At 65.9% G+C, this 10,234-nt stretch carries 11 protein-coding genes; 9 read left to right on the top strand and 2 right to left on the bottom strand.

What is annotated here, in order from left to right; all coding sequences use genetic code 11:
- Positions 1-438: carbamoyl-phosphate synthase domain-containing protein (locus ACLPJJ_RS00265; protein WP_443588641.1), on the bottom strand; the 438-nt coding region annotated here is incomplete at its 3' end.
- Between the two features lie 79 nt (positions 439-517).
- Between ACLPJJ_RS00265 and ACLPJJ_RS00260 the strand changes: the two genes are divergently transcribed.
- The 7 genes from ACLPJJ_RS00260 to moaA all read left to right on the top strand — a co-directional run bounded on the left by ACLPJJ_RS00260 (position 518) and on the right by moaA (position 7,193).
- Positions 518-976, top strand: coding sequence for a GatB/YqeY domain-containing protein (locus tag ACLPJJ_RS00260; RefSeq protein ID WP_443588639.1), 459 nt, complete (start codon positions 518-520; stop codon positions 974-976).
- Between the two features lie 3 nt (positions 977-979).
- Positions 980-2,803: a DNA primase gene (dnaG, locus tag ACLPJJ_RS00255; protein ID WP_443588637.1), complete on the top strand. Its 1,824-nt coding sequence runs from the start codon at positions 980-982 to the stop codon at positions 2,801-2,803.
- Positions 2,804-2,884: 81 nt separating this feature from the next.
- A complete protein-coding gene (gene rpoD / locus ACLPJJ_RS00250) occupies positions 2,885-4,789 on the top strand; it encodes an RNA polymerase sigma factor RpoD (protein WP_443588635.1) in 1,905 nt (634 codons plus the stop codon).
- A complete protein-coding gene (locus ACLPJJ_RS00245) occupies positions 4,789-5,388 on the top strand; it encodes a GNAT family N-acetyltransferase (protein ID WP_443588634.1) in 600 nt (199 codons plus the stop codon). Before rpoD ends, ACLPJJ_RS00245 begins: the two co-directional genes overlap by 1 nt.
- Entirely contained in the window at positions 5,385-6,020 is a 636-nt protein-coding gene (locus tag ACLPJJ_RS00240; protein ID WP_443588632.1) for an RluA family pseudouridine synthase, read from the top strand. The genes ACLPJJ_RS00245 and ACLPJJ_RS00240 overlap by 4 nt, the downstream gene beginning before the upstream one ends.
- Positions 6,007-6,192 carry a DUF3553 domain-containing protein gene (locus tag ACLPJJ_RS00235; RefSeq protein ID WP_443588631.1) on the top strand — a complete coding sequence of 62 codons (186 nt, stop codon included), beginning with the start codon at positions 6,007-6,009 and terminating at the stop codon, positions 6,190-6,192. Before ACLPJJ_RS00240 ends, ACLPJJ_RS00235 begins: the two co-directional genes overlap by 14 nt.
- 29 nt (positions 6,193-6,221) lie before the next feature.
- Positions 6,222-7,193, top strand: coding sequence for a GTP 3',8-cyclase MoaA (gene moaA / locus ACLPJJ_RS00230; protein ID WP_443588630.1), 972 nt, complete (start codon positions 6,222-6,224; stop codon positions 7,191-7,193).
- Here moaA and ACLPJJ_RS00225 read toward each other — a convergent pair.
- Positions 7,147-7,845, bottom strand: a complete 699-nt coding sequence (locus ACLPJJ_RS00225; RefSeq protein ID WP_443588628.1) for a TetR/AcrR family transcriptional regulator — start codon at positions 7,843-7,845, stop codon at positions 7,147-7,149. The two genes, moaA and ACLPJJ_RS00225, sit on opposite strands and share 47 nt — an antisense overlap.
- A 106-nt stretch (positions 7,846-7,951) precedes the next feature.
- Here ACLPJJ_RS00225 and ACLPJJ_RS00220 point away from each other — a divergent pair, with 106 nt between their 5' ends.
- Entirely contained in the window at positions 7,952-9,448 is a 1,497-nt protein-coding gene (locus ACLPJJ_RS00220) for an efflux transporter outer membrane subunit (protein WP_443588626.1), read from the top strand.
- Between the two features lie 13 nt (positions 9,449-9,461).
- Positions 9,462-10,234, top strand: a 773-nt coding sequence (locus tag ACLPJJ_RS00215) for an efflux RND transporter periplasmic adaptor subunit (RefSeq protein WP_443588625.1), incomplete at its 3' end; no start/stop codon positions are given.

The raw sequence follows: 10,234 nt of genomic DNA, 5'->3' as shown, positions 1-10,234 counted from the left end.
GCCGCGGGCGAAGATCCGCCCGGCTTCCATATCCTCGGCATTGGTGCCGACATTGCCGATATGCGGGAAGGTGAAGGTGATGATCTGCCCGGCATAGGAGGGGTCGGTCAGCGTCTCCTGGTAGCCGGTGAGGCCGGTGTTGAAGCACAGCTCGGAAGGCAGGCTGATGCCATGCGCGCCGAAGCCCCGGCCCCAGAACACGCTGCCATCGGCCAGAACCAGGGCTGCGGTGGCGCCCTGCGGCACTTCGCTCTCGGTTGGGGCGGAAAGCTCTTCCATCGAAAGCCCGGCTGCGGCCATGATGGCTGGCCAATGGCGCGGTGGGATGGCATTGCTGCTCCGCCACTTGCGGACGGCCTCGGGAGAGACGCCTGTCAGGGTGGCGGCGGCTTCGTTGCCGCCGAGGCGGCGCAGGATTTCATCGATGGGCGTATGCATGGCGCCTCTCTAGCGGAATTTTGCTCCAGCCTCAACGCTGATGTATTATGCCGGAATTTTTTTCCGGAGGAGTAGAAAAATGAGCCTACGTGAAGACATTACCGCCGCCGTGAAAGCCTCGATGCTGGCCCGCCAGCCTGAGCGCACCTCGGCGCTGCGCATGATCCAGGCCAAGCTGAAGGACACGGACATCGCCGCCCGGCCGAAAGGCGTGGAGCAGGTCCCCGACGAGGAAATCTTCGCGATGCTGCGCTCGATGATCAAATCCCGCCGGGATTCCGTGACGCTGTACCGCCAGGGCGGGCGCGAGGAACTGGCCGCCAAGGAGGAGCACGAGATCGCCGTGATCTCCGAATTCCTGCCGCATACGCTGGAAGGCGAGGCGCTTGAGGCCGCGATCAAGGAGGCGGTCGCCGCCACCGGCGCCGCTTCGGCCAAGGACATGGGCAAGGTGATCGGCGCGCTGAAGGCCAAGCACGGCGCGGCGCTGGACATGGCCGTGGCCTCCGCCGCGGTGAAGGCGGCGCTCGCGGGCTGAGGCATGGCGCTTCCGGCGAATTTCCTCGACGAGCTGCGCACGCGCGCCCCGATCCGCACGGTGATCGGGCGCACGGTCAAGCTCACGCGCTCCAGCCGGGACTGGAAGGGGTGTTGCCCCTTCCATGGGGAAAAGACGCCCTCTTTTTATGTGTATGACGACCATTACCACTGCTTCGGCTGCGGCGAGCACGGGGATGTCATCACCTTTGTGATGAAATCCACCGGCGCGTCGTTCATGGAGGCGGTGGAGGAACTAGCGCGTCAGGCCGGGATGCAAGTGCCCAAGCCGACGCTGCAGGCCGCCGAGGCGGAAGCGCGCCGCGCGGGCCTTTCCGATGTGCTGGAAGCCGCCGGGCGGCAGTATCAGGCTTGGCTGGCGGCGCCAGAGGGGCGGGCGGCGCTGGACTATCTGCGCGGGCGCGGGCTGACCGATGCCACCATCCGCAAATTCGGCCTGGGCTGGTCCGGCGAGGGCAGGGGCGCCCTGGCCACGGCCCTGCGCGGCCAGAACATCAAGCCGGAGCAGTTGGTCGAGGCCGGGCTGATGAAGCAGGGCGACCACGGCCCGGTGGACATGTTCTTCGGGCGCGTGATGTTCCCCATCCGCGACAAGCGTGGGGCGATGCTCAGCTTCGGCGGGCGGATCATGGGCGACGGCCAGCCCAAATACGTCAACGGGCCAGAGACGGCTGTCTTTTCCAAGCGGCGCTCGCTTTATGGGTTGAATTTCGCCCGCGAGACCGTGAGAAAAGGCGCGCAGCTCATTGTCGTTGAAGGATATATGGATGTCATCGCCCTGTCCCAGGCGGGGTTTGGCGGGGCGGTGGCGCCGCTCGGCACGGCGCTGACGGAAGAGCATCTGGAGGAGATCTGGAAGCTCTCGCCCGAACCGGTGATCTGCTTCGACGGCGACGCCGCCGGGCAGCGCGCGGCGCTGAAGACGGTTGAATTGGCGCTGGAGCATCTTACGCCGGAGTGCTCGCTCCGCCTGCTGCGCCTGCCTGCCAAGGACGATCCGGACAGCCTGATCCGCCGTGGCGGGGGGGCAGCGTTCCAGGCGGAGCTGGACAAGGCCCAGCCGCTTTCCGCCGCGCTTTATGACATGCTGGCCGCGACCCATAAGCGCAACACGCCAGAGGGCCGCGCCGCCTTCCTGCACCGGCTGGACGAGCTGGCCGGGCTGATAAAAGACAAGACGCTGGGGGGCGAGTACCGGCAGCACCTGCGCGGACGGTATTATGATGAGCGCCGGCTGGGCCGGCCGCAGGCCCAGGCCCCGTTCCGTCCTGGCCAGAAGGGGCGGGACTTCATCAAGCCCGTTGCCCTGCCGCCGCGCCAGTCGCCCGATGCCGCATCGGCGGAGCTGTGCCGCGCCCGGCTGATGCTGGCCACGCTGCTGGCGCACCCCATCCTCATCCACGACGTGGAGGAGGCCTTCGCCCACGTGCCCCTGCAGCCCGAGGACGAGAGGCTCCGCCATGCCCTGCATGATTTCGCAGCCCACGCAAAACATCTTGACTCGGCGAATCTGTTCACCCATTTGGAAAGTCTCGGTTTGGCCGAGCAGGCGAGTGCGCTGCAATCGCAGGCCGCGTCCGAGTACCGCTTGGCCCCGGATGCGAGCCCGGCGGCAGCCGCGCAGTCTTGGTGGAGTTGGTATAGCCTGATGGATTTTAGTATCGACATGTTGCGGGCGCAGCGTGACGAGGCCCAGGCCTTATGGCTGGCTCACCCTGATGATCAGGCCGCCTGCGCCAGATTAATGAAATACAACGAGCTATTGGCCGCCGCCCGCGCAGGCGAGGCAGGAACACCCGATTCCTGACCCTTAAAAAGGCAAGCTTATTGCCTACCTGTTGAGTTGTAAAATATACGAGCCGCTTATCCCCCGGAGTACCGCCTGACCATGGCAATCAAGCCCGCGAATACCACTGAGACCGCAGCCCCCGAAGCCGAGGCCGACGCCAATGTGCTGGACACCCAGTCCGCAGCCGTAAAGCGTCTGATCGCCAAGGGCAAGGAGCGCGGCTACATCACCTTTGATGAGCTGAACGCCGTTCTGCCCGCGGAGCAGAATTCCTCGGAGCAGATCGAGGACATCATGGCGATGCTCAACGAGATGGGCATCCAGGTGGTGGAGAGCGAGGAGGGCGAGGAAGCCGAGGCCGCCGCCACGCCCAAGGAGGAGCAGGCCGAGGACGAGGAGCAGGCCGGCAATATCTCCGAGAGCGCCGTCTCCCGTACTGACGACCCGGTGCGCATGTATCTGCGCGAGATGGGGTCTGTGGAACTGCTCTCGCGCGAGGGCGAGATCGCCATCGCCAAGCGCATCGAGGCCGGGCGGGACATGATGATCCGCGGGCTGTGCGAAAGCCCGCTCACCTTCCGCGCCATCATCGCCTGGCACGAGGCGCTGAACAACGGCCGCGTGCTGCTGCGCGACGTGATCGACCTCGAAGCCATGCAGAGCGGCGCCGAGCCGGTCGAGGCCGATTTCGAGGCGTCCGAGGATTTGGAGGAGGACGAGGAGGGCGAAGGCGCCGGCATGTCCCTCTCCGCGCTGGAGGAGAAGCTGAAGCCGGAGATCTTCCAGCACTTCGAGGAGATCGAAAAGCTCTACGAGAAGCTGGCCAAGCTGCAGACCAAGCGCCTGGACAACCTCACCGCCGGCGGGGACGTGAATTCCCGCTCCGAGAAGACGTATGAGAAGCTGCGCGACGAGCTGGTGGCCAAGGTCGAGCAGATCCGTCTGCACAATAACCGCATCGAGGAGCTGGTGGCCCAGCTGAAGGTGCTGAACCAGCGCCTGAACGGGCTGGAAGGCCAGCTGCTGCGTCTCGCCGAAAACACCAAGGTGACGCGCGAGGAGTTCCTGCAGCATTACCGTGGCCGCGAGATGGACCCGGGCTGGGTGAATTACGTCTCCGAGCTGCCGGGCAAGGGCTGGAAGGACTTCGCCAAGAAGCATGTGGCGCAGGCGAATGAGCTGCGCGGGCAGATCGGCCGCGTTGCCGCCGAGGCCGGGCTGCCGATCGAGGAATTCCGCCGCGTTTACACGACCGTTTCGCGCGGCGAGCGTGACTCCACCCGCGCGAAGAAGGAGATGATCGAGGCCAATCTGCGCCTCGTGATCTCGATTGCCAAGAAATACACCAATCGCGGCCTGCAGTTCCTGGACCTGATCCAGGAAGGCAATATCGGCCTGATGAAGGCGGTGGATAAATTCGAATACCGCCGCGGCTACAAATTCTCCACCTACGCCACCTGGTGGATCCGCCAGGCCATTACCCGCTCGATCGCCGACCAGGCGCGCACCATCCGCATCCCGGTGCACATGATCGAGACGATCAACAAGCTGGTCCGCACCAGCCGCCAGATGCTGCACGAGATCGGCCGCGAGCCGACCCCGGAGGAACTGGCCGAGAAGCTCGGCATGCCGCTGGAGAAGGTGCGCAAGGTGCTGAAGATCGCCAAGGAGCCGATTTCGCTGGAAACCCCGATCGGCGACGAGGAGGACAGCCATCTGGGCGACTTCATCGAGGACAAGGGCGCCATCATCCCGCTGGATGCCGCCGTGCAGGCCAATCTGCGCGAGGCGGCGACGCGCGTGCTCTCCTCGCTCACACCGCGTGAGGAGCGCGTGCTGCGCATGCGCTTCGGCATCGGCATGAACACCGACCACACGCTGGAAGAGGTCGGCCAACAGTTCAACGTTACCCGTGAGCGTATCCGCCAGATCGAGGCGAAGGCGCTGCGCAAGCTCAAGCACCCCTCGCGGAGCCGGAAGCTGCGCAGCTTCCTGGACGATTAATGGCTGACATTCTCGACTATGCGCGCCCGGTGCCTGGTGAGGCGACGGAACGCGCCCTCGTCACCGTTGTTTTCCTGCGCATGCTGCGCGCCCCGGAGCGCCCGCCCGCGATCATGCCGCCGGGGGTGACGCTGACGCGCGAGCGGCTTTCCGTGCCGGAATACCGCCGCCTGTATAACGATGTCGGCGCGCCCTGGTTGTGGTGGCTGCGGCGGATGATGCCGGATGCAAAGCTGGCGCGGCATCTCTCCCGCCCGAGCGTGAGCATCCATGTGCTGCGCGTCAAAGGTCAGGAGGCTGGGTTCTTCGAGACCGATGCCGTGTCGTGGCCCTTCGTCAACCTCAACTATTTCGGGCTGAAGCAGGACTATATCGGCCGCGGGCTGGGACGGAAGTTCCTCGACGCGGCAGTGGACTCCGTGTTCATTGGCGCCTCCAGCCATCTTGCGGGCATGACCGTGAACACCTGCTCGGCCGACCATCCGCGCGCGCTGCCCAACTACCTGGCCGCGGGCTTTGTGGAGTATCGCCGCGCCCGCGAGGATTGGGACATTCCCACCCGGCTGGGCCTGAAGATCCCTGAGCGCCTGCGCGGATGAACATCCTCTACCAGGACCGTAGCACCCTGGTGATCGACAAGCCGGCCGGGCTGCCGGTGCATGCCAGCCGGGCTGGCGGGCCGAGCGTGGAGGATTTCTTTCCGCAATGGCGGCAGGGGAAGAACGGCCCCTGGCTCGCCCACCGGCTGGACCAGGACACGGCGGGCTGCCTCATCATTGCGCTCAAGAAGAGCTTTCTGCTGGAGGCGCAACGCCTCTTCGCCGCCGGGCAGGTGCAGAAAACCTACTGGGCAGTGGTGGCGGGCGTGCCCGCGCAGAGAGAGGGCGTCATCGACAAACCTCTGGCCAAGCATACCCAGGGCCGCGCCTGGAAAATGGCGCCGGACCCGGCGGGCGAGGCGGCGGTGACGGCGTATCGCGTGCTGGGCGATAACGGCGCAATGGCGCTGGTGGAGTTCCACCCCAGGACCGGCCGCACGCACCAGATCCGCGCCCATGCCGCAGTCCTTGGCCACCCGATCATCGGCGATGCGGTGTATGGTGGCGGGGCAGGGCGGCTGCAGCTGCTGGCCCGGCATATCCTGCTGCCGGTGGACCCGCCCGTGGAGGCTACCGCCCCCGTCCCGGCGCATATGCGTGAACTGGTGGAGGCTTGCCATGGAACGCTCTGAGTTCGCCCCCGGCGATTATGTCCGCCACCCGCGCCAGCCCGACTGGGGGCTGGGGCAGGTGCAAAGCGCCATCGGCAACCGCGTGACGGTGATGTTCGAGAACGCCGGCAAGGTGCTGATCGACACCGACATGGTGGCTTTGGACAGGGTGGACGGCGGCGAGGACTTGTAACGGCGCGGGTTTCACCCGATCTTGCGGGGATGATTGATCCGTTCGGCCGCACGGTGAGGTATCTCCGCGTTTCGGTGACGGATCGCTGCGATTTCCGTTGCACCTATTGCATGGCCGAGGACATGCGCTTCCTGCCCAAGGCTGAGTTGCTCAGCCTGGAGGAGCTGGAGCGGCTCTGCGCGGCTTTCATCCGGCTTGGCGTGCGCAAGATCCGGCTCACAGGCGGCGAGCCCCTGGTGCGGCGGGATGTGATGCGGCTGGTCGAGGCGCTGGGGCGGCGCCTGGGGGCTGGGCTGGAGGAGCTGACCCTCACCACCAACGGCTCGCAGCTTGCCCAGCATGCCCGGGGCCTCGCGGCAGCGGGTGTGAAGCGCATCAATGTCAGCCTGGATACGCTGGACCCGGAGAGATTCGCTGCCGTCACGCGCGGCGGGGTTCTGCCCCAGGTGCTGGCGGGGATCGACGCGGCAGCGGCGGCGGGGCTGGCCGTGAAGATCAACATGGTGGCGCTGCGCGGGATCAACGAGGACGAGATCGATGCGATGCTCGCCTGGTGCGGGGCGAAGAAATTCGATCTCTGCCTGATCGAGACCATGCCGATGGGCGAGGTGGAATACCGGGCGGAGACGCATCTGCCGCTCTCGGCAATCCGCGCCCGACTGGAGCAAGACTGGACGCTGCTCCCAAGCTCCTATGCCACGGGCGGCCCGGCGCGCTACGTGCAGGTGGCCGAGACCGGGCAGCGCCTGGGGTTCATCACCCCTCTCAGCCATAATTTCTGCGAGGCCTGCAACCGCGTGCGGGTGACCTGCACCGGGCAGCTTTACATGTGCCTGGGGCAGGAGGACGCGGCGGATTTGCGCGCGCCCTTGCGCGCCAGCGCCGATGACGCGGCGCTGGAGGCCGCCATTGCCGCCGCCATCGCGCGCAAGCCGAAGGGGCATGATTTCGACATCACCCGCGCGGCGACGGCTCGTCACATGTCGGTAACGGGAGGGTAGTGGCGGCGGGGCCGCAGCCCGCGCAGAAGATCTCCACCGCGCGGCGCACGCGTGTCTCCAGCGCCTGCTTGCTCGGCGGGGCGCGGAAGCCGATGAGCGTGCCGAGATGGAACTCGCCGATCGCCATGCCGAACAGCATGGCTGAGAACTCCTTGGCGTCCGGGATGCAGAAGCCGTGATTCAGCGCCAGGTCGCTCAGGTGGGCTTCCAGCTTCGCCTTGGCCTTTATCACCCGGTTCCTCACGAACACCCGGCTGAAATCCGGGCTGTGCGTGTATTCAGCCATGATCAGTCGCAATATGGCGATCTGCTGGGGCGAAAGCAGGAAGCGCGCGAGGGTGAGCAAATGCGAGGTGAGGATCTCCTGCGGCGACCAATCCGGCTGGGGCTCCGGAAATTTCAGCAGGGAGTGGTGATGCGCCAGCAGCGAGGAGAACAGCTCGGCTTTCGATTCGATCAAGGTATAGACAGTCTTTTTCGACATGCCGGCGGCTTTCGCCACCTCGTTCATTGTCGCCGCGTGGTAGCCCTTGGCGAGGAACACGCTTTCCGCCGCGTTGAATAGCGCGAGCAGGCGCGGATCCGCATCCGCGTCTACATTTTGTTTCGCGGTTGTTGGTTTTGTTTTTTGATTAGGATCATGATCCGACATGACCCCTTATGCCGCGAATATGGGAAACTTTCAAGTTTCCGTTACGCAAGACAACGCTGGGAAAAGCTGGCTTGACGGGCTTTTGAAAGGCCGGTAGCTGACCGGTATGAAACCAAAGAGTTTCCGCAGGGCGCTTTCCCGCGTGGCGCTTGCCCTGGCTTTGCCGGGCTGTGCCGTCGGGCCGGATTTCCACACGCCGGCGGCGCCGAATACGCCTCTGACGCCAGTACCCCTGCCTGCCGCCACGGAAGCCGCCGGCGGCGTGGCGCAACGTTTCAGCCCCGGCGCGGATATCGCCGGGGATTGGTGGACGCTCTATCACAGCCCGCAACTCAACGCGCTGATCGGCACGGCGCTCGCCAATAACCCGAGCCTTGCCGCCGCGCAGGGAACATTGCTGGAGGCCGAGGAAAACACGCGCGCCGAGGAAGGCGCGCTGCTCCCCGGCGTCTCCGGCGCTTTCGACGCGGGCCGTAACCAGCCATCCTCAGCCTCCGTAGCCACGTTCGGCTCGTCGCAGGCGGAGAAGCTGCCTCCCTATACGCTCTATAATGCGTCGCTCTCCGTCTCCTACACGCTGGATGTCTGGGGCCAGGTGCGGCGCACCGTGGAAGGGCAGGCGGCGCAGGCCGAATATCAGCGCGACGAGCTGGAGGCCACGTATCTCACGCTCACGGCCAATATTGTCACCTCGGCGGTGACTGTCGCCTCGTTGCACGCGCAGATCGACGCCACCAATCAGGTCATCGAGGCGGAGCGGGAGCTGCTCGGCATACTGCAAACCCAGGTGAGCCTCGGGGGCTTGGCGCAGGCGCAGGTGTTGCAGCAGCAGGCCCAACTCGCCCAGCAAGAGGCGACGCTGCCGCCGCTGGAATCCCAGCTTGCCCAGGCGCAGAACCAGCTCGCCGCCTATGCCGGCACGTTCCCCGGCAATTTCAAGCCCCAGGATTTCACGCTGGACAGCCTGCAGCTTCCGGCGGATCTGCCGGTCAGCCTGCCTTCGGCCATCGTCGCGCAGCGGCCCGATATCCGCGCGGCCGCGGCGCAGCTGCATGTGGCCACGGCCAATGTCGGCGTGGCCGATGCCAACATGCTGCCGCAGGTCACGCTCTCGGGGCAGATCGGGCACGAATCGCTCACCACCGGCACGCTGTTCACGCCGCAGACCCTGCTGTGGAACCTTGCCGCCGGGGTGACACAGCCGATTTTCGCGGGCGGCGAGCTGACCGCCAAGCGAAAGGCTGCGCTGGCCGGCTTGCGCGCGGCCGCGGGGCAGTACCAGAACACCGTGATCACGGCGTTCCAGAACGTGGCGGATGTGCTGGCCGTGCTGCAATACGACGCAACGGAGCAGCAGGCGGCCGATGCCGCGGCCGACGCCGCGGCGCAGAGCCTGAAGGTGACGCAGGCGCAGTACCTGCTCGGCGGTCAGCCCTTCTCCGTCGTGCTAACCGCTCAGACGACTTACCATACCGCCGTGATCGCGCAGGTGAGGGCCAGGGCTGCGCGGTTCGCCGACACGGCGGCGTTGTTCCAGGCGCTGGGCGGCGGCTGGTGGCACCGCCAGGATGTGGCGCAGAACTGCTGTGGCGTGATTCCATGAGGATGTTAGCAGAATGAGCAAGCCCAATACCACCCGGCGCATGATCGTCATGCTCGCCAGCGTCGCCGTGCTGTTCGGCCTCGTGTTCGGCTACGGCGCGCTGCGCGGCTATCTCATTGCGCAATTCCTCAAGGGGTTCGCCAACCAGGTGCAGACGGTGGCCACCATCACCGCCGCGGAGACCCAGTGGCAGCCGCAGCTGCAATCCGTCGGCAGCCTCACCGCCATCAACGGCGCCGCGCTCTCGGCCGAGGTGAGCGGCATTGTCGACAGCATCAACTTCGAGTCCGGCGTGGATGTGCCGAAGGGGCAGCTGCTCGTCACCCTGCGCCCGAACAACGACCCGGCGGTGCTGGCGCAGCTGCAGGCGACCGCGAAGCTCGACGAGATCAACTACACCCGCGACCAGAAGCAGTTCGCGGCCAGTGCCGTGTCGCAGGCGCAGCTCGATGCCGACCGCGAGAACCTCGCCGCCGCGCAGGCGCAGGTGGCCGCGCAGCAGGCGTTGATGGCGGAAAAGCAGATCCGCGCGCCGTTCGCCGGGCGGCTTGGCATCCGCAAGGTGGATGTCGGCCAGTATATCTCCCCTGGCACCGAGATCGTAACCCTGGAGCAGCTCAACCCGCTTTATGTCGATTTCTATCTGCCGCAGCAGGCGCTGGCGAACCTCAAGGTGGGGCAGGCCGTGGCGCTACAGGTCGATACGTGGCCTGGCGAGACGTTCAGCGGCCAGGTCAGCGCGATCAATCCGCAGGTCGATACCAGCTCTCGCAACGTGCAGATCCG

Origin of the sequence: Acidocella sp., assembly GCF_052326845.1 — a bacterium.
GTDB lineage: Bacteria > Pseudomonadota > Alphaproteobacteria > Acetobacterales > Acetobacteraceae > Acidocella.
This window is presented reverse-complemented; position numbering and strand designations above follow the sequence as displayed.

Bases quoted from the DNA above. Each gene is read 5' to 3' on its own strand.
- ACLPJJ_RS00260 (WP_443588639.1), top strand. From the start codon at position 518: ATGAGCCTACGTGAAGACATTACCGCCGCCGTGAAAGCCTCGATGCTG.
- dnaG (WP_443588637.1), top strand. From the start codon at position 980: ATGGCGCTTCCGGCGAATTTCCTCGACGAGCTGCGCACGCGCGCCCCG.
- rpoD (WP_443588635.1), top strand. From the start codon at position 2,885: ATGGCAATCAAGCCCGCGAATACCACTGAGACCGCAGCCCCCGAAGCC.
- ACLPJJ_RS00245 (WP_443588634.1), top strand. From the start codon at position 4,789: ATGGCTGACATTCTCGACTATGCGCGCCCGGTGCCTGGTGAGGCGACG.
- ACLPJJ_RS00240 (WP_443588632.1), top strand. From the start codon at position 5,385: ATGAACATCCTCTACCAGGACCGTAGCACCCTGGTGATCGACAAGCCG.
- ACLPJJ_RS00235 (WP_443588631.1), top strand. From the start codon at position 6,007: ATGGAACGCTCTGAGTTCGCCCCCGGCGATTATGTCCGCCACCCGCGC.
- moaA (WP_443588630.1), top strand. From the start codon at position 6,222: ATGATTGATCCGTTCGGCCGCACGGTGAGGTATCTCCGCGTTTCGGTG.
- ACLPJJ_RS00225 (WP_443588628.1), bottom strand. From the start codon at position 7,845: ATGTCGGATCATGATCCTAATCAAAAAACAAAACCAACAACCGCGAAA.
- ACLPJJ_RS00220 (WP_443588626.1), top strand. From the start codon at position 7,952: ATGAAACCAAAGAGTTTCCGCAGGGCGCTTTCCCGCGTGGCGCTTGCC.